23 protein-coding genes are annotated in these 22321 nt (G+C 61.6%); 16 read left to right on the top strand and 7 right to left on the bottom strand.

Annotated elements, in window-relative coordinates:
• Nucleotides 1-133: 133 nt before the first annotated feature.
• Nucleotides 134-655 carry a DUF3087 family protein gene (locus tag M2400_RS29800; protein ID WP_177122014.1) on the bottom strand — a complete coding sequence of 174 codons (522 nt, stop codon included), beginning with the start codon at nucleotides 653-655 and terminating at the stop codon, nucleotides 134-136.
• Nucleotides 656-807: 152 nt separating this feature from the next.
• Here M2400_RS29800 and M2400_RS29805 point away from each other — a divergent pair, with 152 nt between their 5' ends.
• Nucleotides 808-981, top strand: a complete 174-nt coding sequence (locus M2400_RS29805) for a hypothetical protein (protein ID WP_177045863.1) — start codon at nucleotides 808-810, stop codon at nucleotides 979-981.
• A 24-nt stretch (nucleotides 982-1005) separates the two neighbouring features.
• Nucleotides 1006-1200 carry a DUF6021 family protein gene (locus M2400_RS29810; protein ID WP_177045864.1) on the top strand — a complete coding sequence of 65 codons (195 nt, stop codon included), beginning with the start codon at nucleotides 1006-1008 and terminating at the stop codon, nucleotides 1198-1200.
• A gap of 34 nt (nucleotides 1201-1234) precedes the next feature.
• Here M2400_RS29810 and M2400_RS29815 read toward each other — a convergent pair whose 3' ends face one another.
• Nucleotides 1235-1480, bottom strand: a complete 246-nt coding sequence (locus M2400_RS29815) for a DUF6555 family protein (protein WP_177045865.1) — start codon at nucleotides 1478-1480, stop codon at nucleotides 1235-1237.
• Between the two features lie 216 nt (nucleotides 1481-1696).
• Between M2400_RS29815 and M2400_RS29820 the strand changes: the two genes are divergently transcribed.
• On the top strand, nucleotides 1697-1927 hold the full coding sequence (locus M2400_RS29820; RefSeq protein ID WP_259201050.1) for a DUF4160 domain-containing protein: 231 nt from the start codon (nucleotides 1697-1699) through the stop codon (nucleotides 1925-1927).
• Complete coding sequence (locus M2400_RS29825) at nucleotides 1915-2379, top strand: DUF2442 domain-containing protein (RefSeq protein WP_259201048.1); 465 nt, start codon at nucleotides 1915-1917, stop codon at nucleotides 2377-2379. Before M2400_RS29820 ends, M2400_RS29825 begins: the two co-directional genes overlap by 13 nt.
• A 156-nt stretch (nucleotides 2380-2535) precedes the next feature.
• Here M2400_RS29825 and M2400_RS29830 read toward each other — a convergent pair whose 3' ends face one another.
• A complete protein-coding gene (locus M2400_RS29830; RefSeq protein WP_259201046.1) occupies nucleotides 2536-2826 on the bottom strand; it encodes a DUF3077 domain-containing protein in 291 nt (96 codons plus the stop codon).
• 429 nt (nucleotides 2827-3255) lie between these two features.
• Between M2400_RS29830 and M2400_RS29835 the strand changes: the two genes are divergently transcribed.
• The 5 genes from M2400_RS29835 (at nucleotide 3256) to M2400_RS29855 (ending at nucleotide 8148) form a co-directional block, all read left to right on the top strand.
• Nucleotides 3256-4086 (top strand): arylamine N-acetyltransferase, encoded by an 831-nt coding sequence (locus tag M2400_RS29835; RefSeq protein ID WP_259201042.1) that lies wholly within the window; start codon nucleotides 3256-3258, stop codon nucleotides 4084-4086.
• Between the two features lie 124 nt (nucleotides 4087-4210).
• The gene (locus tag M2400_RS29840; protein WP_177045869.1) at nucleotides 4211-4963 is read left to right on the top strand and encodes an outer membrane beta-barrel protein; all 753 of its coding nucleotides are present in this window, start codon (nucleotides 4211-4213) and stop codon (nucleotides 4961-4963) included.
• Nucleotides 4964-5105: 142 nt separating this feature from the next.
• A complete protein-coding gene (locus tag M2400_RS29845) occupies nucleotides 5106-5474 on the top strand; it encodes a cytochrome c5 family protein (protein ID WP_259201038.1) in 369 nt (122 codons plus the stop codon).
• A gap of 77 nt (nucleotides 5475-5551) precedes the next feature.
• The gene (locus M2400_RS29850; RefSeq protein WP_259201053.1) at nucleotides 5552-6880 is read left to right on the top strand and encodes a D-arabinono-1,4-lactone oxidase; all 1329 of its coding nucleotides are present in this window, start codon (nucleotides 5552-5554) and stop codon (nucleotides 6878-6880) included.
• Between the two features lie 59 nt (nucleotides 6881-6939).
• Nucleotides 6940-8148, top strand: coding sequence for a DSD1 family PLP-dependent enzyme (locus M2400_RS29855; RefSeq protein ID WP_259201051.1), 1209 nt, complete (start codon nucleotides 6940-6942; stop codon nucleotides 8146-8148).
• A 116-nt stretch (nucleotides 8149-8264) separates the two neighbouring features.
• Here the strand turns inward: M2400_RS29855 and M2400_RS29860 are convergent, their stop codons facing one another.
• A complete protein-coding gene (locus tag M2400_RS29860; protein ID WP_259201036.1) occupies nucleotides 8265-9206 on the bottom strand; it encodes a transporter in 942 nt (313 codons plus the stop codon).
• Nucleotides 9207-9409: 203 nt separating this feature from the next.
• On the opposite strand from M2400_RS29860, the gene M2400_RS29865 reads away from it, so the two are divergent.
• Both M2400_RS29865 and M2400_RS29870 read left to right on the top strand, forming a co-directional pair.
• Nucleotides 9410-10447, top strand: coding sequence for an AraC family transcriptional regulator (locus M2400_RS29865; protein WP_259201035.1), 1038 nt, complete (start codon nucleotides 9410-9412; stop codon nucleotides 10445-10447).
• Between the two features lie 111 nt (nucleotides 10448-10558).
• Complete coding sequence (locus M2400_RS29870) at nucleotides 10559-10996, top strand: carboxymuconolactone decarboxylase family protein (protein ID WP_177045877.1); 438 nt, start codon at nucleotides 10559-10561, stop codon at nucleotides 10994-10996.
• A gap of 127 nt (nucleotides 10997-11123) precedes the next feature.
• Here the strand turns inward: M2400_RS29870 and M2400_RS29875 are convergent, their stop codons facing one another.
• Entirely contained in the window at nucleotides 11124-13268 is a 2145-nt protein-coding gene (locus tag M2400_RS29875; protein WP_259201033.1) for a TonB-dependent siderophore receptor, read from the bottom strand.
• A gap of 190 nt (nucleotides 13269-13458) precedes the next feature.
• Between M2400_RS29875 and M2400_RS29880 the strand changes: the two genes are divergently transcribed.
• Complete coding sequence (locus M2400_RS29880) at nucleotides 13459-14238, top strand: acetoin reductase (RefSeq protein ID WP_177116118.1); 780 nt, start codon at nucleotides 13459-13461, stop codon at nucleotides 14236-14238.
• A gap of 111 nt (nucleotides 14239-14349) precedes the next feature.
• On the opposite strand, the gene M2400_RS29885 is transcribed toward M2400_RS29880, so the two are convergent.
• Nucleotides 14350-16215 (bottom strand): sigma-54-dependent Fis family transcriptional regulator, encoded by a 1866-nt coding sequence (locus M2400_RS29885; protein ID WP_259201031.1) that lies wholly within the window; start codon nucleotides 16213-16215, stop codon nucleotides 14350-14352.
• Between the two features lie 310 nt (nucleotides 16216-16525).
• Here M2400_RS29885 and M2400_RS29890 point away from each other — a divergent pair, with 310 nt between their 5' ends.
• Genes M2400_RS29890 through M2400_RS29900 form a run of 3 tightly spaced genes read left to right on the top strand, consistent with a single transcriptional unit; the run spans nucleotide 16526 to nucleotide 19662 of the window.
• Nucleotides 16526-17503 (top strand): thiamine pyrophosphate-dependent dehydrogenase E1 component subunit alpha, encoded by a 978-nt coding sequence (locus M2400_RS29890; protein WP_259201030.1) that lies wholly within the window; start codon nucleotides 16526-16528, stop codon nucleotides 17501-17503.
• 39 nt (nucleotides 17504-17542) lie between these two features.
• The gene (locus tag M2400_RS29895) at nucleotides 17543-18562 is read left to right on the top strand and encodes an alpha-ketoacid dehydrogenase subunit beta (protein ID WP_177079920.1); all 1020 of its coding nucleotides are present in this window, start codon (nucleotides 17543-17545) and stop codon (nucleotides 18560-18562) included.
• Nucleotides 18559-19662, top strand: a complete 1104-nt coding sequence (locus M2400_RS29900; protein ID WP_259201027.1) for an acetoin dehydrogenase dihydrolipoyllysine-residue acetyltransferase subunit — start codon at nucleotides 18559-18561, stop codon at nucleotides 19660-19662. The genes M2400_RS29895 and M2400_RS29900 overlap by 4 nt, the downstream gene beginning before the upstream one ends.
• Nucleotides 19663-19755: 93 nt before the next feature.
• On the opposite strand, the gene M2400_RS29905 is transcribed toward M2400_RS29900, so the two are convergent.
• Complete coding sequence (locus M2400_RS29905) at nucleotides 19756-20664, bottom strand: helix-turn-helix domain-containing protein (RefSeq protein ID WP_177045898.1); 909 nt, start codon at nucleotides 20662-20664, stop codon at nucleotides 19756-19758.
• Between the two features lie 141 nt (nucleotides 20665-20805).
• Between M2400_RS29905 and M2400_RS29910 the strand changes: the two genes are divergently transcribed.
• Nucleotides 20806-22164: a glutamine synthetase family protein gene (locus M2400_RS29910; protein ID WP_177116114.1), complete on the top strand. Its 1359-nt coding sequence runs from the start codon at nucleotides 20806-20808 to the stop codon at nucleotides 22162-22164.
• The last annotated feature ends 157 nt before the right edge of the window (nucleotides 22165-22321 follow it).

The raw sequence follows: 22321 nt of genomic DNA on the forward strand, positions 1-22321 counted from the left end.
GCACACCGAGCCTAAGCGAGGTGCCGAGTGGTGGGGCAAGAGCGTTTTGCTTACTTTTGCGCTTTTCAAAAGTGAGCCGCTGTAAGAGCGGAACCAATATCAGCAACAACCCAAATAACGGATATGCCCCCAATCAGCGAGCCTTCACAGCCTCAACCCACCCCGGATCCAACCGTGTCTGGTCTGGCTCAATCCCCAACCCCCGCATCTTCTCCAGGTGCTCATCAACCTCCCGCACCAACTGCGCCTGCGAGCTCGAATTGGCGTCCAACTCGTGCATCTGCATCAACCCAAGGTGATAAAACCGCAGCAACTTGATCGCCACCGGATCATTCGCCTTCACCCCGTCAGTCACCTTGTGCATCACATTCGTCACACTCATCAAACTGCGCTTGAGCTGCCACCCGTACACCGCCGGCGCGAGCCACGCCTGGCTCCAGAACGGCCCCCGCACCAGCGCCAAGGTGATCAACACCCCGGCAAACACCCCGCCGACATTAAAGCGAAAATTATCGCCCCCAGGTGTACCAAACAGCATCACCGCCAGGCTGGACAGCCCCATCGCCAGCACCACGAACAGCACCGCGACTATCAGCGTGCTGCGTCGCGTCTGCTGGCGAAAAACAATCGGGTCGCACGGTTTAAGCTCAAACATCCGGGTGCAGTCTCCATGGGCTGAGTAGGGGTATAACGCCGGCCGGCATCTTCTCATGGTTCGCCCGTCGGAGTGACGGTAATCCGGTTGAACGATGCCCCACCGTGATTTCTCTAAATCTCGTAGGCAACCGACCCCAAGCGAGGTGAACCATGACCCGGTACCAGCAACAGCCGCCCGGCACACCCAACCCCGACCGCACCCCCGGCGAAGAGGAGCGCGACAACGACGCCCTGCGCCCCAACGACCCTGCCGACCGGGAAAACGACGAAGAACAGGTCGAGGAAGACCTGGAAAACCTGCACGACAAGGCCCGCCCGCTATAAGCCCGGCGCGCCAGGGAGGTAGTCATGAGTAAGCATCCAGATGGCCCGCATTCATCGGAGCATTCCAGCGGCAAGGACGAATTGGGTTTCGACCCCGATTCCCCGGACGTCGCCGACCCACAGGTCGACCCGGTGGGCCCTGCCATTGCCCCGTTGGACAAGCCAGAAAAAACCGGCAAGAAGCCGGCCTACGATCCCCTGGGAGATCTGAAAAAGTGAAGTGAGCCCCGCCATCGTGCGGGGCTTTTGTTCCTCAGCCAAGCCGTTTCGGGGCTGTCCATGTCACCTCGGTGATGCCAAATTTCTCCGCCCAGGGCCGAGTGGTCTTTTTAACCCGCTCATGGCCCTGCCGGCCAATGCGCCCCACGTGGGCAATGTCGGCGTCAACGGCCGCCCAATGCCACGCTTCGGCGTTGTTCATGACTTCGGCACGCACCACAAAGGTTTTCGGTTCGCCGTGTAGCAAGTAGTGGATGGTGTAGATCGTCGCGGTACTCATGATGCCTCCCTGTCTTGTAGTGAATGGATATAAATCCGTTCAGAAAGGTTCAGAAAGTTTGTGCATTACAGCGCTTGTGTTTGATTCAAATCGTAATTGGCAAACAACGGCCTTCGGGGGAGCGCTCATGCTTTTGGCAAGTACGTTGGAGGTGGACGACGGCAGAGTCATCTTAAGATGATTGATGTATCGCCAATTTGGCTATACGATCCGGGCATGTCTACTAAACACAGATTCCGCGAAAAGTACCGCATAGAGCTGCGGGAAAAGGACCACCTTCCGCCGCATGTGCACTTGACTGGCGGCGGTGTTGATGTCCTGATAAGCCTTGAAACATGTGAGGCAATGCTGGGCCGCGCACCGTCAGTGGTGTTGAAAGAGGCCTTGGCATGGGTGCGTGAGCACCGAGATGAATTACTGGAGGAATGGCAGAAATGGCATCCATGAAGCGCCCCCGCCTGCGGGCTGTGCAGGCGCGTCCCGGCCATGTGCTGGAACTGACATTTATCGACGGCCAACGCTTCCTGCTGGACATGAGCAACGACGTCGCAACATATCCTGGCCTTAAGCCGCTGAAGACGGCCAAGGCTTTCGCGGGGGCTGTCGTGGGGGATGAGGGCTGGACGGTTGAGTGGCCGGAGCTGGATATTCAAATCGGCGCCGACACCTTGTACCTGGATGCGCTGGCACAGGCCGCCCCGGATGAAAACACCCGCATCTTTATTGGTTGGCGCGCCCGCAGCGGACTCAACCTGCACCAGGCGGCAGAAGCCTTGGGCGTTGGTACACGCAGCATCACGCGCTACAGCAACGGCCGTGAACTGGTTCCGCGTACCTTGGCACTGGCCTGCCTGGGCTGGGAGCGTCTGCAAGAGCAGCCGCAATTGAAGCGGGCGTGAGGCCTGAGCCCTTACGTAGTTGATCGAGTTGTCCCTGAACCCCGCCCACTGCGGGGTTTTTGTTAGCCTTTCAATTCCATGCGCTTGGCGTGTTCGTCTTCCCGCTAATGGAGGGCCAGCGCACGATAGGTGCTATCGAGCGCTGGTGATGCCTGCTTACTGCGGGTCAGGCCCGTCAGGCAATAACGCCTGGTTGATGTCGTCGACGATAGCCTTGCCCATTTCTGCGAGGTAATGCGAGGCGAACGCGTAGTGTTCGCCACCTTTATCCATGGCGGCTTCAAGGGAAAGTACTTTGGCGTAGTAGAGCAAGTGGGAGGCGTGTTCCAGCGCTTCTCGCAGCGGCACCCCTGCATTGACTCGCAGCACATGCATGTCTGATTTGTTTTCGCCGCAGTCCGCGAAGGTCTGGACGCCGATGGTTGTTACGGAGTGTAGGTCATTCATAGCTGACCTCCCGACATCGAAGGATGGGAGGTGATGCCAGCAGTAGGGGGTGAGGTCTTTTCGTACGGCATAAGCTTGCTCCTTTGGTACAACCAAAAAGAGCTGCCACTTACGATTCCAAGCGTAAAGGTGGCAGCTGTACGCAGGTTGGAATCCGAGAAGAAGCGACTCGGCAGGCACAAGGCCTCCCACGTACAGCCGCCAAAAAGCACAAAAAGCAGGCACAAAAAAAGCGCCCACTGTTTGCTAACGACGCTGCTGCGTCTTCTTCACGGGATTCCACGCCCGGTCGTTGATGAGCAACGACGTCGAAAGGGTAACGTGCCGGCCTCTGGGCTGCAACTTGCCGGGCATGTAGGATGATTCCGATTGGTGATGACCGGTCATGTACGCGAGTCCCCATTTCGCCACCGACGTCAGGATTCCAACATGCCAGAGCTGACCCACAGCCGTTTGTACCTGCAACGTTTGGGCTACGACGCGCCGCCACCGCCCACCCTGCAGACCCTGCAGGATCTGCAACTGCGCCACGTCAGCACCTTCGCGTTTGAAAGCCTGTCGACCCTGCTGCATGCCCCGGTGCCCATCGACTTGCCGAGCGTCGAGCAGAAAGTCCTGTTCGACGGGCGTGGCGGTTATTGCTACGAGCTGAACCAGATGTTCCTGGCCTTGTTGCAGGAATTGGGCTTCGACGCGCGGGGCATCACCGGCCGCGTGGTGATGGGCGGGCCGCCCGATGCACTCACGGCGCGCACCCATCGCCTGAGCCTGGTGACCCTGGACGGCGTGCGTTACATCAGCGATGTGGGCTTTGGTGGCATGGTGCCCACCAGCCCGTTGCAACTGGACACCGACGCCACCCAGGCCACCGTCCATGAACCCTATCGCCTGAGCCTGGATGAGGGCAGCTATACCTTGTGGGCACAGGTGGCGGGGGAGTGGCGTGGCTTGTATGTGTTCGACCTGCAGGTGCAGTCACGCTTCGACTACGAAATCGGTAACTGGTACGTCTCCACCCATCCTGATTCGCCGTTCCTTGGCCAACTGAAAGTCGCCCTGATCGGCCCGGGATTTCGCCGCACGCTGAACAACGGCCAGTACGCGATCCACTACCTGGACCGTGCCAGCGAAAAGCGCGCCATCAAGGACGTGGAGGAGTTGCTGGCGCTGCTGCAAGCCAGCTTCGGCATCCGCTTGCCGGAGCATCCACAGTTGCGGCCGATTCTTTGTCGTTTATTGGCGCCCGAGGGAGAAGCTTGATATAGAGCCTTCGCTGAACCGTTTTACCTCAAAAAAAGGTGCAAATTAATTCGAACCTTTCGCCAAAACGAGGGTTCGAACCGTTTCCTGAATAATTTGCCACCTGCAATGGAGACGTAAAACGATGTCCAAACTATTCGGAAAGATCCTCAAGAATTCCTCGGTCCTGGCCCTGATCGCGGCACCTGGTGTGGTGTTCGCCGCAGCGCCGACTGACCCGATTTCCACCTTCGGGATCCTCGGCAGCTACAACGACTTCAAACTCGAAGGCGGTAGCGAAAGCGACAAGGACCACATGCCTGAAGCCGGCCTGTTCTATAACTTCGGCAACAAGCTGACGGCTGAATCGGGCTTTATCTACCAGGCCGGTATCGAAGCCAAGTACGGCGAAAAGAGCGACAACAAGCTCAAGGAAGGCCAGGCCGACCTCGACCTCGGCTGGCGTGCCGCGCTGGATGCGCGCAACTTCGTCGACGTGCTGGTGGGTGGCGGCTACAGCTGGACCCGCTACGAGCCGGATTCGGGCGACTACGACATGAAGCTCACCAACAAATCGCCGTTCGCCAAGGCGGCCCTGGGTTACAACCACCAGTTCGATGACATGACCATGCGCGTTGAACTGGGTGCGCGCCACACCATCGACGGCCGTGCCAAGCTCAAGGTCGACGGCATCGGCAGCGACACCGTGGACCTCAAGGACCGCACCAACCCCTACGCCGAAGTCAGCCTGCTGATGAACCAGAAAGGCGACCTGCCGGTGATGGCGGGCCTGTACTACACCCGCACCGAGTACAAGCTCGACGGCGACTCGTACGTGGCCGACAACACCAAACTCAAGCGTGACGAGTATGGGTTCAAGGTCGGTATAGCCTTCTAAGACCTGTTGCAGGGGTGGGGGGCCAACCCCCACCTTTTACTGTCCGCCCAAGCCCCCCTTTCTGTCCCCCAATACCCTCAACGCCGCGCCCTGGCTGCCTTAGTGTGGATCACGCTTTCACACAATAAGAGAGAGGGTGGCTATGCGGGCAATCAACCCCCGTCGCCTCAGTCTGCTGCTGGCCGTGACCTGCCTGCTGACAGCCTGTGACGACACACCGAAACATCCCCCCGAACGCGCCACGGCGGCCAATGCCATGCCCGGCGACGCAGCCCTGGCCCAGGTCTACGACACCAGTTGCAAGCTGTGCCATGCCAACCCGGCTTCCGGCGCGCCGCTTACCGGTGATGCCAACGCTTGGAGCCCGCGAATCGCCCAGGGCCCGGACACCCTGCTGGACCACACCATCAACGGCTACAACGGCATGCCCCCCATGGGGATGTGCGTGCAGTGCTCCGAAGAGCAATTCCTGGGGCTGATCAGCTTTATGTCGGGTCAACACATCCAATAAGAATAACGGGGTAGGCGATGGGGCTTTCACGGCGAGAATTATTGCAGCGCGGCGCGGTAGCCGGCGCGTTCATGGCATTGACCAGCAACCCGGTGCTGGCCCAGTTGGCCCGGGCACCGCGGTTGATTCCCTGGCGCAACTGGTCGGGGGCGCAAACCTGTCTGCCCCTGGCCCGGCTGGCGCCGAAGAACCTTGATGAGTTGGTGCAGGCGATCGGCCAGGCACCGGGCAAGGTGCGGCCGGTGGGCTCGGGCCATTCGTTCAGCGCGTTGGTGCCCACCGACGGCACGCTGCTGTCCCTGAGTTACTTCAACGGCCTGCTGGATCACGATCCGCACACCTTGCAGGCCACCTTCGCCGCCGGCACGCCGATGTCGCGCATGGGCCAGGCACTGAAAGACGTGGGCCAGGCGCTGCCGAACATGGCGGATATCGACTACCAGACCCTGGCCGGGGCGATCTCCACCTCAACCCATGGCACTGGCGTGGGCTTCACCTCTTACTCCGGCTGCGTCACCGGCCTGCAATTGGTGACGGCCCAGGGGGAGGTACTGGACTGCGACGTCAACCACCACCCGGAAGTGTTCAGCGCCGCCCGTGTGTCCCTCGGTGCCCTCGGCGTGGCCACCCGGGTGCGTCTGCAAAACCGCGCGCCGTACCGCCTGCGGGAGCGCCAGTGGATCGCCAAGACCGAAGAGCTGCTGGAAGACGTGGCAAAAAACACCCGGGAAAACCAGCACTGGGAAATGCTCGTGGTCACCCATTCCGACTACGCGCTGTCCATCGCCCTGAATGAAACCACCGACCCCGAAACCCCGCCCATCGACCCTGCGGAGGCGGGCGGCAACGAGTTTGTGTCGATCATCGAAAAGCTCGACAAGTACGGCAGCGATTTCCCCGACGCCCGGCGCAGCTTGCTCAACAGCCTGCGGTTTTTTGCGAGCTTCGATGACCGCGTGGCCGAGTCTTTCCAGGTGTACGCCAACGTGCGCAACGTGCGCTTCAACGAGATGGAATATTCGGTGCCCGCCGAACACGGCCCGGCCTGCCTGCGGGAGATCCTCAAGCTGATCAACGACAAGGACCTGCGCACCTGGTTTCCCATCGAGTACCGCTACGTCAAGGCCGACGACATTCCGCTGAGCATGTTCGAGGGCCGCGACAGCTGTTCGATCTCCGTGCACCAGCACTACACCATGGACCACCACAACTTCTTCGCCGCCGTGGAGCCGATCTTCTGGAAATACGCCGGCCGGCCGCACTGGGGCAAGCTGCACACCCTCAACGCCCGCACCTTGCAGCCGTTCTATCCACGCTGGGAGGAATTCACCCGGCTGCGCCGCGAGCTGGACCCCAGCGGCAAATTCCTCAATGCGCACCTGTCATCGATCCTGGGAGTGGCCTGATGAACCGCAGACATTTCATGCTTGGCACCGGCGTGTTGCTGGCAGGCGCTGCCATCTTACTGAGACCGGGCGACCGGGGCAGTCCGTACACCGAGTACTTCCGCAGCCTCAACCAGGAGCTCAAGGCCCACGGGCCGATGCGCCCGGTGATGCTGATCGACCTGGACAAGCTGGACCACAATATCGACGTGGTAATGCAGTCGGTACAGCGAGGCGGCAAACACCTGCGGCTGGTGGAGAAATCCCTGCCGTCGCCGGGGTTGCTGGCCTATATCGCCAAGCGGGCCGGCACCCAGCGCTTGATGTCGTTTCACCAGCCGTTTCTGAACCACGATGCCCAGGTCTTTCCCGACGCCGATATCCTGCTGGGCAAGCCGTTGCCGGTGCGTTCGGCCGAGCTGTTTTATCAGACCCACAAAGGCCCGTTCGACCCGTCCCGACAGCTGCAATGGCTGCTGGATACCCCCGAGCGGCTGCAGCAATACCTGGCGCTGGCCCAGGGGCTGGGCACGAAACTGCGGGTCAATATTGAACTGGATGTGGGCCTGCATCGCGGCGGCATCCGCGACAACGCGGTGCTGGGGCAGATGCTGACGCTGATCAGCGCGCATCCGCAGCAGCTGGAATTCAGCGGCTTCATGGGCTACGACCCGTTTGTGGGCATGGGAGTGCCGGGCATTCTGGGTTCGCCCCAGGACCTGTTCGACAAGGTCATGCAGCGCTACAACGGCCATGTGGATTACACCCGCCAGCACTTTGCGCCGCTGTGGCGTGACGGGCTGACGTTGAACACGGCAGGCAGCCCGAGTTATCGCATTCATGAGCAGGAAAAACTCAGCAGCGAGGTGTCGGTGGGCACGGCGTTGCTCAAGCCCACGCACTATGATTTGCCGTCGTTGAGCGAGCACGTGCCGGCGGCCTATATCGCCACGCCCGTTTTGAAAAGCACCGGGCCGGTGGATATTCCGGCGCTGGATGGCAAGTCGCGGTTGTTCTCGTGGTGGGATGCAAACCAGCGCGCCACGTTCTTTATCTATGGGGGTAACTGGATGGCGGAGTTTGAGTCGCCCAAGGGGTTGCAGAGCAATGACCTGTACGGCCGCAGCTCCAATCAGGAGATGGTCAACGGCTCGCCCAAGGTGGGGTTGAACGTAGAAGACCAGGTGTTTTTGCGTCCGACCCAGAGCGAGTTTGTGCTGTTGCAGTTCGGCGATTTGCTGGCAGTGCGCGGCGGGAAAATTGTCGATACCTGGCCGGTCTACACCTGAAGAAACCCGATCAAAATGTGGGAGCTGGCTTGCCTGCGATAGCATCACCTCGGTATCACTGAAAAACCGAGTTGCCTGTATCGCAGGCAAGCCAGCTCCCACATTTTTAACTGTATTTACAAGGCAAACGGAATCGTCAGCTTCGCCCACAACATGTCGCCTTCCGGCCGGTTCTGCACATCAAACTCCTTGGCCCAGCGCACCTCGGCACTCGCGTACTTGAGGAAGGTGAAATACACCGCCGGGCCGATCGCAAACACCTGGCCCTTGACCCCATCGTCCACGTCTTCGCCATAGATGCTCACCACCGTATGCCCGTACTGCTTATCGTCGGTGGTCTGCTTGAGGTAGTAGCCATTAATCCCAAGGCTGAGGTTGTCCGTGACCTTGTAGCTGGCGGAATAATCGAAGTGGAAAATCTGCCCTGAACGGTAATGGGTATCGGGGTTTTCCTTGTTGAAGCTGTAGGTGGTCTTGATCGACAGCTCGGTGCGCTCGTTGGGCATCCAGGTCGCCGACACCAGCGGCTTGTAGGTGTAGAAATTGTTGCTGGTATTGGCCAGGCGCGAGGCGTCGTATTCGCCGGTGGGCAGGGTGATTTCCAGGGCGGTGCCCACGGTGAGGTTCTTGCCCAGGTCCCAGAGAATGATCGGCGCCACCGTGGTGTCGCCCATGCTCTCGCGGGTGTCGGACATGCCGAACAGCGACACCTGTTGCTTCAGGTACGGCTGGGCGATGTAACCCCCCAGGCGCCCGCCGAATACCCGCAGCGGGCTCAGGTAATCCAGGCGCGGGATGATCGCGTCGGATTTGATCTTCACATCCGGCACCTTGCCGCCCAGGGAACTGATATCGAGCTTTTTGGCTTCGTAGTGGTTGTAGTAAATGTTGAAGGCGAACATGTGGTCGGGCAGGTTGTTGACGTCCAGCGGCAGGATGTAGAAGCCGTCGGTGCCGGGGCCGATATTGTCCACGCCGCCTTCGGTGGCCAGGGCCGGCAGGCTGATGAGGGTCAACAGGGCGAGTTGCACGGGGTAAAACGCACGGGTCGGGTTCATGGCGGGGCTCATTATTATTGTTAGGACGACGCTACCTATAGAAATAAGCCCTGAGCGGCCAGCAGGGCAGGGTATTGGCGGCCACATAGGGGGACTTTGGCGGACAGCTTTCATCCAGAGTGCAGCAGTTCTTGCAAGCGCCTATGATTGTCAGGATGTTTCCAAAACAAGAACTGAAGCACTCAGTCGGGAATCGAAGATCCATGCAAAGGAAAGCCGTTGATCCGCACTATGACTTGGCCCTGGTCTCGCCATTTCTGCTGCAAACCCTCGGACAAGTGGTCGCGCAAAAAGGCGCGAGTGCCGAGCACCTGTGCCGTGGCCTGGGGTTCACCCTGGCTGACCTGGACGACCCGGCCCAGCGGATTTCCTATCGCCAGGCGGTTGCGATGATCCAGCGTGCCCTCAAGGTGTTGCCCGGCCAGGGGCTGGGCCTGTGGGTGGGCCATCAGAATGTACTCGGCACCCTGGGCCTGCTCGGGCATGTGATCTCACTGTGCAAGACGTTGCGCGATGCCTTTGCCATTGGCGAACGTCATCAGCACACCTCCGGCGGTATCGCCACCTCGCGCACCCATGAAGGCCCCCAGGAAGTATTCGTCGATATCGAGTGCCTGCTGCCGTATGCCGACGTCCAGGTATTTGCCGCAGAGGAGTTCTTCGCCAGCCTGATGGTGTATGGCCGCGCCTTGGTGGGCGAGGGTTTCATGCCGTTGCGGGTCGAATTTATCCACGCCGCGCCCACCTACGTCGCCGACTATCACCAGCTGTTTGGTGCGGATGTGCGTTTTGGCTGCCTGCATAACCGCATGGTCCTGGCCAGCCACTGGCTGGATGTGCGCCTGCCCAATCACCACGCCCTGGCCTTGCGCCAGGCCCTGGAACTGCTGGAACTGGAAAGCGCCCAGTTGCACCAGAAGATGGATTTGATCCAGGCGGTGGAGCGCGCGATTTCCCGGGACTTGCAGGGCAGCCAGCTGGAAAAGGTCGCCAGTGACTTGAACATGAGCGGCCGCACCCTGCGCCGGCGCCTGACCGAGCACGGGCTGACGTTCGAAGGCTTGCTGGAGCAGGTGCGGCGGGCGCGAACCATGGGCTTGCTGAGCAACCCGGGGTTGTCCATCGAACGGATTACCGAGGAAGTCGGCTACAGCGATGTGCGCAGTTTTCGGCGGGCATTCAAGCGCTGGACCGGGCTGAGCCCCAGTGCATTTCGCGGTGAAGCAGGAGGGCCGGGGTGATCGTCGGGCGTGGTCCCATTGGCTACCTGATCTTTCCCCGGATTGGCTATTTGTCCAATGCACCCGCCTCACTACTCTAGGCACCAATCCCCACTGCTCTGGAGTATCACCATGCAAACCCGTACCGACTTCTACACCGCCTCCCCGGACGCCATGAAAGCCATGCTCGCCCTGGAGGGCGCCGTCGGCAAACTGTCCATCGAACTGCCGCTGCTGGAGCTGATTCGCCTGCGCGTGTCGCAGATCAACGGCTGCGCCTTCTGCCTCGACATGCACACCGCCGACGCCCGCAAGGGTGGCGAAACCGAGCGCCGCCTGTACACCGTCTCGGCCTGGCGTGAAACGCCGTTCTTCACCCCCCGTGAACGTGCCGCGCTGGCCTGGGCCGAAAGCCTGACCCTGCTTAGCCAGACTCACGCACCGGATGAAGACTTCACCGAACTGGCTGCCCACTTCAGCCCGCAAGAACAAGTCGACCTGAGCGTGGCGATTGCCACCATCAACAGCTGGAACCGCCTGGCGGTAGGTTTTCGCAAGATGCCCAAGTAATCAACAAACGAAGCAGATCCAGTGTGGGAGCTGTCGAGCCCCAGCGAGGCTGCGATGGGATCGCTGTGGTGTAACAGGCAGACCGCGCTGCCTGCATCGCGGGCAAGCCCGGCTCCTACAAGCCGCTTCAGAAATTGACTGTTGCACTCAAGCGCGCCGTCAGCGGCGCGCCCTGGAACAGGTAGTCATCCCCCAGGTATTCGCCGGTATCGCGCCAGTAACGCTTGTCGAACAGGTTGTCGACACTCAGGCGAAACACCGTTTCATAGCCATCGAGCCTGGTGGTGTAGCGGCTGCCGACATTGACGATGGCGTAGTCGCCCACTTCCACATCACCGGTGCGATTGGCGTACTTGCTGGCGCTGTATTGCACGCCGCCCAGCAGCGCCAGGCCGTCGACCCAGGGCAGGGCGTAATCGGCGTACAGGCTGGCTCGCAGTCTCGGCACGTTGATCGCTTGATGGCCTTCGTATTCGGGTGTCCCGCTGCCCGTCACCCGTGCGCGAATCGCCGCGACGCTGGTGGCGATCTGCAGGCGCTCGGTGGCCCAGCCGTTGGCGGATAATTCCAGGCCGGTGTTTTTCTGTTCGCCCTGTTGTACGTAGGTGAACGTCCCCGCGTCGTCGGGCTTGGCGTATTGATAGGCTTGGCGAGTCTGGAAGATCGCCGCGGCGAAGCTGATGCGGCGCCAGTCGTATTTCACACCGGCTTCGATCTGGCGGGAGACGGTTGGGGCGAGGGTTTCATCGTTGTTCAGCGCAAACCAGGGGGCTTGCCCACCCAGGGACAAGCCTTTGCTGTAGCTGGTGTAGAGCGACAGGTTTTCGATCGGCTTGTAGATCAGCGCCGCCTGGGGCAGGAATACATACTGCTGGGTGTGGCGCGACTCGTTGCCTTGAGCATCGAAGGCCTTTTCGTCCAGACGCACTTCGCGACCGCCCACGATGGTTTGCCATTGTTCGTTGAAGCTGATGCGGTCAGTGACGAACAGGCCGTACTGGCGGCTGTCGAGGTTGCGGTGGCTGTCGTTCAACGCACCGGCGTAGCGCGGAAAATTCTCTGGCTCCTGATTGATGTTGCCAGTGCCGATCCACTCGTTGATCGACTCGCGCTTGTCGATCACCCGGCGAAACGCGCTCGTGCCAAACGTCAACTCATGCCCAAGCCCTGCGGTATTGAACAACCCGGTCATCGCCGCCTGGATTTCATCATCGCGGCGGGTGTCATCCGGGCTGCGGAAGTCATAGATTCCGTAGTCGCCTTCGGGGCTGAAGTAGTTCTCGTTGCCGGCAGTATCGCCACCCCAGGCAAACGAACTGTAATCATCAATCACCACCTTGCTGTGCGCCGCACTCACGCTGCCTTTCCACTGGTCACTGAAGCGATATTCAAACTTGCCGTTGAGGTTCAGCGAATCAATCCCCACCTGGTTCGCGCCGCTCTGATGCCCCAGCAGTTTCCTGGGCGACGCGTTGTGCGGCAGCTCGGTCCCGCCCAGCAACTGATAGCCCGGCACCGAGCGCTGTTGCTTGTTCTGATACTCCGCATCCAGTTGCAACACCGCATCGGGGCTGATGTTCCAGTCGAACGCCAGGGACAGGAAATCCCGGTGGCCATTGGCATGTTCGACATAGGAATTGAGGTCTTCATGGGCCACGTTGGCCCGCAGGCCGAACTGCTGCTCGCTGCCGAACCAGCCGCCGACGTCGGTGGCCAGGTAACCACTGCCGCGATCATCGGTGGACACCGTCACCGAACGCACATCCTCCGGGCGCTTGGTCACGTAGTTGATCACGCCGCTGGGCTCGGCAATCCCGCTTTGCAGGCCCGACAAACCCTTGAGCAACTCCACGCGCTGCTTGTTTTCCAGGGCAACGTTCTGCTCGCCGGTGATGGTGCGGCTATTGATCTTGTAGCTGCTGGCGGCATTCAGCGAGAAACCGCGCACCACGAAGTTTTCGTAGTAGCCGATGGGCGCGTAGCTGTCGCCCACCGAGGCGTCATTGCGCAGCACTTCGCTGAGCAGGCGCGCTTGCTGGTCCTTGATCAGCGATTCGTTGAACACCGCGATCGAGGCCGGCGTGTCGAGTAACGGCGCCTCGTTGAAACCGCCCACCGAGGCGGTGTCGGTGTTGTAGCCGGACTCATCCTGGCCCTGGACCTTCACCTCCGGCAGTTCAATGTCAGCCGCCTGGCTGCTGCCAATGCCTGCGCTGAGCAGCAGGCCGAGGGCGAAACGTGAAGGAACAGCGGGACGAAGACGCAAAACCATGGGGGGAGGCCTGAGAGCGCAGAGCGGAGGGCGCATAAGCTAGGCATAACGGCGGCGTTTTACAAGTTTTCGAGAAGGGTTCGCGTTGAGACATCCCGTCTCAGCCCCCACACCAATCCGCCTGCTGCTCGACAGTGGTGCCGGGCAACTGCGATAGACAAGGCTTCTCTCACCGTTGAAGGAGAACGTCATGAGTATCGCTGGAAAAGTTGCACTGGTGACCGGAGCGGGCCAAGGCATCGGCCGCGCCATCGCCCTGCGCCTGGCGCGGGACGGCGCTGACATCGCGCTGGTGGACATCAACAGCGCCAAGATTGAAACCGTGGCGGCCGAAGTCGTTGCCCTGGGGCGCAAGGCTTCGGTGTTTGTTGCCGATGTCTCGCAGCTGGAGCAAGTGGTTGCGGCGGTCGAGCATGCCCACCAGACCCTGGGCGGCTTCGACATCATCATCAACAACGCCGGTGTGGCGCAGATTGACGCACTGCTGGACGTGACCCCGGAACAGGTCGACCGCACGCTGCGCATCAACGTGCAGGGCACACTCTGGGGAATCCAGGCCGCGGGCAAGAAATTCAAGGCGCTGAAGCAGAAGGGCAAGATCATCAATGCCTGTTCGATTGCCGGCCATGAAGGTTTCGCGCTGCTGGGGGTGTATTCGGCCACCAAGTTTGCCGTGCGTGCGCTGACCCAGGCCGCGGCCAGGGAACTGGCCAGTGACGGGATTACCGTGAATGCCTATTGCCCGGGCGTGGTGGGCACGGACATGTGGGTCGAGATCGACAAGCGCATGGCCGAGATTACCGGTGCCGAGGTGGGTGCGACGTACAAGAAGTATGTGGACGGGATTGCCCTGGGCCGGGCGCAAACGCCGGAAGACGTGGCGGGGCTGGTGTCGTACCTGGCGGGGCCGGATTCGGATTACATGACCGGGCAATCGCCGTTAATTGATGGCGGGATTCTGTACCGCTGAGCCAAATGTGGGAGCTGGCTTGCCTGCGATAGCGGTGCAACAGTCGCCAGATGTTTTGACTGAAACACTGCAATCGCAGGCAAGCCAGCTCCTACATTTGAAGGTGTTGGGTCAGTGTTTTCCGGGCATGTCGATACCCAGCTGGTTAACCCGCCGATACAACGTCGCCCTGGAAATCCCCAGCGCCTGCGCCGCCGCCAACGGCTTCCACCGATGCCGAATCAATGCATCCAGCACCACCTGCCGCTCCGGGCTGACGCTTTCCTGCTCTTCAACCGCAACCGCCTCCCCACGAACCTCCACCGGCAAATCCGCCAGCTGAATCGTGCCGCCGTCGCACACTGCGCTGGCGTACGCCAACACATGCCGCAGCTGCCGCACATTCCCCGGCCAGGCGTAACCCAGCAGCACCTCCAGCGCCGCCGTCGCGAGCCCCACGGCAACACCGCTGTGCCGCGCCTCCTGCTCCAGCAGCCGGTTGATCAACGCCAGCTTGTCCGTACGCTCCCGCAACGGCGGCACGCAGAACCGCGCACAGCCCAGGCGAAAATACAGGTCCTCACGAAACTGCCCGGCACTCACCAGCGCCGCCAGATCCCGATGGCTGGCGCAGATCACCTGGATATCCACCGCGCGGGTTTTTGCCGCGCCCAGCGGCGCCACTTCACCTTCGGCCATCACCCGCAGCAGGCGCGTCTGCAAGGCCAGGGGCATGTCGCCGATCTCGTCGAGAAACAACGTGCCGCCATCGGCCTGCAACAGCAGCCCGGTCATGCCCTTGCTGGAGGCACCGGTAAACGCCCCGGCCACGTAGCCGAACAGTTCACTCTCAATCAGGTTTTCCGGGATCGCCGCGCAGTTCACCGCTACAAAAGGGCCGTCACGGCGGGCACTGTGTTCATGCAGCTGGCGGGCGAAGACTTCCTTGCCGGCGCCGGTTTCGCCTTGTACCAGCACCGGCAGGTTGCGGTCCTTGACCCGCACGGCCAGGCGCAAATGTTCTTCTACTCGCGGGTCTACCTGATGACTCGAAGACACCATCGCACGTGCAGCCTTGCGCCGTGGCGCACTGACCCGCACCTGCAACGCGCCCGGCTCGCCGAGCCAGTGCAGTTGTTGCGTGGATTGATCGGTCACGGCGCGCAGTGCGTCCAGGTCAAACACTTCGCCGATATGCTCCGGCAACTGCCCGAAGCGCAATCGCAACGCCTGTCGCGCTTTGCTGTTCAAGGCTTGCAGCCGCCCGTCCTGGTCCCACGCCAGCAGCATGTCCGGCTGGCTGTCGACATAACCGGGCGTGCTGTGGGCCTGCAACACCCAATGCTGCCGGGCGCTGTGCATGAAAAACGCGTTCTCGATGGCCCGCGCGCTTTGCGCCACCATCTGCCGCACCAGGTGCTGGCTGCGCCGGTCATCCGGCGATTTGAGGGCAGAGGCATCCATCACGCCCAGCAGGTTGCCCTGGGGATCGAAAATCGGTGCGGCAGAGCAGGTCAGGCCGATAAACGCGGCGCGAAAGTGGTCGCGCTTGTGCACCGTCACCGCCGCCTTGCTGGTCAGCACCGTGGCTACGCCGCACGTGCCTTCCTCGGCTTCCGACCAGCAGGTGCCGAGGTACAGGCCGGCCTTGCGGCAGTCGTTACGAATGCCGGCGTCCACGCGATGGTCGATGGTCTGGCCCTGGGCGTCGGTGAGCATCACGCAGTAGTCGGCGTGGCGCACCCGGTTGTGAATCTGCCCGACTTCCTCGCTGGCGATGCGCATGAACAGCTCGGCGCGTTCGCGGCATTCCTTGAGCAAGGTGCTGGTGAGGATGCGCGGTCCTTGCAGGGAACCGGGGTCGAGGTGGTGCTGCTCCATGGAGCGGCGCCAGGAATCGAAAATCAGCGACGGCACCGGAGCCTGGGGCAGGCGGTCGGCATTGCGAACCACGCGGCTGACACAGTCGACATGGTCCTTGGAGTTCACGGCGAGCATGGAAGCCTCCGGTTCTCGATCTTTGTTGTTATGCCGGCCATTAAGCGCCCAAGGGGCGGCAGGAACAAGGGCGGCCTGACCAACTGCCCGGGGTGAGACGCAGCGTCTCATCCCGGCCGAGATGCCGCGGGCAAGGTGCAACGGCGCGTCTCATTGAACGGGTCACAGTGGCATGCCTGCGACCGCGACCAGCTGCTCTGGATCAAGGTTTTCCCGGGTTTTTCGACAGATTGGCACAGGCCGTGCTGAGTGCCTTGCAGCTGGCCTGATCCAGCCTTTTGTGTGTCGAGACAACCTGGAGAACAACAAGATGTCCACTCACCTGTCCACCGATCAATTGCTCCATGCCTACACCGTGATGCGCACCATCCGTGATTTCGAAGAACGCCTGCACGTGGAATTCGCCACCGGCGAGATCCCCGGTTTCGTGCATTTGTATGCCGGCCAGGAAGCCAGCGCCGCCGGGGTCATGGCCCACCTCAACGATGAAGACTGCATCGCCTCCAACCACCGTGGCCACGGCCATTGCATCGCCAAGGGCGTGGATGTGTTCGGCATGATGGCCGAGATCTACGGCAAGAAGACCGGGGTGTGCGGCGGCAAGGGCGGCTCCATGCACATCGCCGACCAGGAGAAGGGCATGCTCGGCGCCAACGGCATTGTCGGCGCCGGTGCACCCTTGGCTGCCGGCGCGGCCCTGGCGGCCAAGCTCAAGGGCAGCGCGGGTGTGGCGGTCGCGTTTTTTGGTGACGGCGGCTCCAACGAAGGCGCGGTGTTTGAAGCGATGAACCTGGCGTCGATCATGAACCTGCCATGCCTGTTCGTGGCCGAGAACAATGGCTATGCCGAAGCCACCGGGTCCGGCTGGTCGGTGGCCTGCAAGGACATTGCCGAGCGCGCCGTGGGCTTCGGCATGCCGGGCGTGATCGTCGATGGCAACGACTTCTTTGCCGTGCACCAAGCCCTCGGCGTGGCGGTGGAGCGCGCCCGCAGCGGCAAAGGCCCGACGCTGGTTGAAGTCAAACTGAGCCGTTTCTACGGCCACTTCGAAGGCGATGCGCAAACCTATCGCGGCCCGGACGAAGTGAAAACCCTGCGGGAAACCGGCGACTGCCTGAGCCTGTTTCGCCAGCGCTGCACCGTCGAAGGCTGGCTCGACGCGGCGCAGTTCGAACGCATCGACGCCGAAGTCGCGCAACTGATTGAAGACGCCGTACGTCTGGCCAAGTCCGACCCCAAACCCCAGGCTGCCGACCTGCTCAGCGACGTCTACGTCGCCTATCGCTAACCACCACCCACTACAAAAACAATCCGTGGAGAAGTCATCATGGCTAGAAAAATCAGCTACCAGCAGGCAATCAACGAAGCCCTGGCCCAGGAAATGCGCCGCGACCAGAGCGTGTTCATCATTGGCCAGGACGTGTCCGGCGGCACCGGTTCCCCCGGTGAGCAGGACGCGTGGGGCGGCGTGCTCGGCGTGACCAAGGGCCTGTACCCGGAATTCCCCGACCGCGTGCTCGACGCGCCACTCTCCGAGGTGGGTTATGTGGGCATGGCGGTCGGCGCGGCCACCCGTGGCATGCGCCCGGTGTGCGAATTGATGTTCGTCGACTTTATCGGCTGCTGCCTCGACCAGTTGCTGAACCAGGCGGCGAAGTTTCGCTACATGTTCGGCGGCAAGACCACCACGCCGCTGGTGGTGCGTGCCATGTACGGCGCCGGCCTGCGCGCCGCGGCCCAGCATTCGCAGATGCTCACCTCGATGTGGACCCATATTCCCGGGCTCAAGGTGGTGTGCCCGGCCACGCCTTATGACGCCAAGGGCATGCTGATCCAGGCGATCCGCGACAACGACCCGGTGATTTTCCTCGAACACAAAATGCTCTACAGCCTCCAGGGCGAAGTGCCGGAAGAGCTGTATACCGTGCCCTTCGGCGAAGCCAACTATGTGCGTGAAGGCAACGACGTGACCCTGGTGACCTACGGGCGCATGGTCCACATCGCCCTGGAGGCCGCGGCCAACCTGGCCCGCCAAGGCATCGACTGCGAAGTGCTGGACCTGCGCACCACCAGCCCGCTGGACGAAGACAGCATCCTCGAAAGTGTGGAGAAAACCGGGCGCCTGGTGGTGATCGACGAGTCCAACCCGCGCTGCTCCATCGCCACGGACATCAGTGCGCTGGTGGCGCAACGGGGGTTCAGCTTCCTGCGGGCGCCAATCGAAATGGTCACCGCGCCCCACACGCCGGTGCCGTTCTCCGATGCCCTGGAAGACCTGTACATCCCCAACGCGGCGAAGATCGAAGCGGCCGTGCTGAAGATCGCCGACAAGAGGAATGCCGCATGATCCATACACTGACCATGCCCAAGTGGGGGCTGTCGATGACCGAGGGCCGGGTTGATGTCTGGCTCAAGCAGCCGGGCGATCGGGTGGAGAAGGGCGAAGAAGTACTGGATGTGGAAACCGACAAGATTTCCAGCAGCGTCGAAGCGCCGTTCAGCGGGGTGCTACGGCGGGTGTTGGCGCTGAGTGACGAGACCTTGCCAGTGGGGGCCTTGCTGGCGATCGTCGTAGAGGGCGAGGCCAGCGAGGCCGAGATTGATGCGGTGATCGAGGCGTTCCAGGCCGGGTTCGTTTCCAGTGCGGCCGAAGCTGAAGCCAGCGGGCCATCTGCACAGAAGGTCGAAGTGGGCGGGCGCCTGCTGCGCTATCTGGACCTCGGGGAGGGCGGCACGCCGCTGGTGCTGGTGCATGGTTTTGGCGGCGACCTGAACAACTGGCTGTTCAATCACCCGGTGCTTGCGGCTGAACGGCGAGTGATTGCCCTGGACCTGCCGGGGCATGGCGAGTCGGGCAAGTCCCTGCAAACCGGCGAGCTGGATGAATTGAGCCAGGCGGTATTGGCGCTGCTGGATCACCTGAAGATTGACCGCGTGCACCTCGCCGGGCATTCCATGGGCGGGCTGGTTTCGCTGAATATCGCACGACTGGCAACCCAGCGGGTGGCGTCGTTGACCCTGATCGCCAGCGCCGGTCTGGGTACGCAAATCAATGGTGATTACCTGCAAGGTTTTATCGACGCGAGCAATCGCAATGCCCTCAAGCCACAACTGGTTCAACTGTTCAGCGACCCCGCGCTGGTCACCCGGCAGATGCTGGAGGACATGCTCAAGTTCAAGCGACTGGAGGGCGTGGATCAGGCTCTGCGCCAGATCACCGGGGCGTTGTTCAGTGGTGGACGACAACTGGCGGATCTGCGCAATGTGGTGGGGCAGCAACCGAGCCTGGTGATCTGGGGCAGTGAGGATGCAATCATCCCGGCCAGCCATGCCCAGGGGCTGGAGGCCCAGGTGGAGATACTGCCGGGGCAGGGGCATATGGTGCAGTTGGAGGCGGCGGAGCGGGTGAATGAACTGATGCTGACATTCCTCAAACCCCAAGCCTGATGGAGATCAACTGTAGGAGCTGGCTTGCCAGCGATGCAGGCAACTCGGATTTTCAGATACACCGAGCTGATGCCATCGCTGGCAAGCCAGCTCCTACATTGATCGGTGGCGTTTGAGGGTCTCGCTCGGCAATTCCTGAAACAATGCCCGGTAACTCTTGGAAAACCGCCCCAAATGCCAGAATGACCAGTTCATCGCCACCTCGGCCACGGTGGTGTCCACCGACGGCGGGTTCAACAACTCCCGCCGCGCACAGTTCAACCGGCGCAACCTCAACCACTGCGCCGGACTCATCCCGGTATACGTCTTGAACCCGTGCTGCAACTGACGCAACGGCACTCCGGCAATGCGCGCCAGCTCCAGCAGGTTGACGGTTTCATCCGGCACATCCGCCGCCCATTCACCAATGCGCGCCATGATGATTCGTTCCTCGGTCCGCCGCTGCAATGAACCCTGGTCCAGGCACACACACGCGTTGTCGAGGATGAACAGGCAGTCGTCCAGCAGTTGTTGCGTCAGGGCATCGCGACTTGGCGGATCAAACGTGGCCGACAGCCGCGTCAGCGTGCCGCTGAGCCAGCGGCTGAACAACGGGTTCTGCAGGGAGTTGAGCGGGGCCATGAACAACCCCTCCAGCTTCGCCACATCCAGGCCGTGGTGCTGGACAAACTGCGGCCCGAACACCACCGCCACTTCGCGGTAGTTCTCCGGGGTGATCCAGGTGTTGCGGCTCTCGCCATTGAGCACATACAGCGCGTTGTCGCTGCCATCGAAACAGAACGCCAGGGAGCCCGGCGGCGCATTGAAGTTCTGCTCCACCCGGGTGTTCATCCGCTCTTCATACACCTCCACACCTTGCAGGTCGAGGTAGCGGATCTGCCCGGCAAAATGCCCCGGGGACATCTGCTGGTACTGCTGCACCCAACCGGGTGTCGCACTGCATTGAGCGGCCACATCACCGGTGGTGAAGGCCTGTACGCGCAAAGCTGTTGCCTGTGTCATGGGTAACCTGGGCGCACTCTATTGGTGCGTTATGGTTGGCGCAAAGTGGATAGATGCCGTTGGACGGCTGGCCCAAGATAGACCTCAATGCGCCGCGAGGGAAGCCCGTCGGCGCAGCATCCAACCCATGACGAGGTCCTTATGAACGCCCCCTTCGATCAGCTGTCCGCCTGGCTGAAAGAACACAAGATTACCGAAGTCGAATGCGTGATCAGTGATTTGACTGGCATCGCACGCGGCAAGATTTCGCCCACCAACAAGTTCCTGCATGAGCGAGGCATGCGCCTGCCGGAAAGTGTGTTGCTGCAAACGGTAACCGGGGACTTTGTCGACGACGAGATCTACTACGACCTGCTGGACCCGGCCGACATCGACATGATCTGCCGCCCGGTGTCCAACGCCACCTACGTCATACCGTGGGCCATCGAGCCCACCGCCATCGTGATTCACGACACCTTCGACAAGCAGGGCAACCCCATCGAATTGTCGCCGCGCAACGTGCTTAAAAAGGTCCTGCAGCTCTACACCGACCAGGGCTGGCAGCCGATTGTCGCGCCGGAAATGGAGTTCTACCTGACCCAGCGCTGCGAAGACCCTGATCTGCCGCTGAAGACCCCGCTGGGCCGTTCCGGCCGTGCCGAAAGTGGCCGCCAGTCGTTCTCCATCGACGCCGCCAACGAGTTCGACCCATTGTTTGAAGACGTCTACGACTGGTGCGAAGCCCAGGGCCTGGACCTCGACACCCTGATCCACGAAGACGGCCCGGCGCAGATGGAAATCAACTTCCGCCACGGCGACGCCCTGGACCTGGCCGACCAGATCACCGTGTTCAAGCGCACCCTGCGTGAGGCGGCGCTCAAGCACAATGTGGCGGCCACCTTCATGGCCAAACCCGTGGCCGACGAGCCCGGCAGCGCGATGCACCTGCACCAGAGCGTGGTGGAAATTGCCACCGGCAAGCAGGTGTTTGTCGATGAACACGGCAACAAGAGCCAGCTGTTCCTCAACCACATCGGCGGCTTGCAGAAGTACATCCCCAAGTTGCTGCCGATGTTCGCGCCCAACGTGAACTCGTTCCGCCGCTTCCTGCCGGATACCTCGGCACCGGTCAACGTCGAGTGGGGCGAAGAAAACCGCACCGTCGGCCTGCGGGTGCCGAGCTCCAGCCCCGACGCCATGCGCGTGGAAAACCGCCTGCCGGGCGCCGACGCCAACCCTTACCTGGCCATCGCCGCGAGCCTGCTGTGCGGCTACCTCGGCATGATCGAAAAGGTCGAGCCCAGTGCGCCGGTGGAAGGCCGCGCCTACGAGCGCCGCAACCTGCGCCTGCCGATCACCATCGAAGACGCCCTGGCGCGCATGGAAGAGTGCGACACCGTCAAGCAGTACCTGGGGGACAAGTTCGTGCGTGGCTACGTCGCGGTCAAGCGCGCCGAGCATGAGAATTTCAAGCGGGTCATCAGCTCCTGGGAACGTGAGTTCCTGTTGCTGAGCGTCTGACGATATCAGCGCGTTTCAACCCGCCCCGTAGCAGCTGTCGAGCTTTAGCGAGGCTGCGTCGGGTCCACCGCAGCTGTGTCAGATACACCGCTACGCAGCCTCGCTGGTGCTCGACAGCTGCTACGAATACATAAAAATCAATCAAGCAAAGGGGTGT

It is taken from the genome of Pseudomonas sp. BIGb0558 (genome assembly GCF_024807515.1).
In the GTDB taxonomy this organism is placed as follows: domain Bacteria; phylum Pseudomonadota; class Gammaproteobacteria; order Pseudomonadales; family Pseudomonadaceae; genus Aquipseudomonas; species Aquipseudomonas yamanorum_A.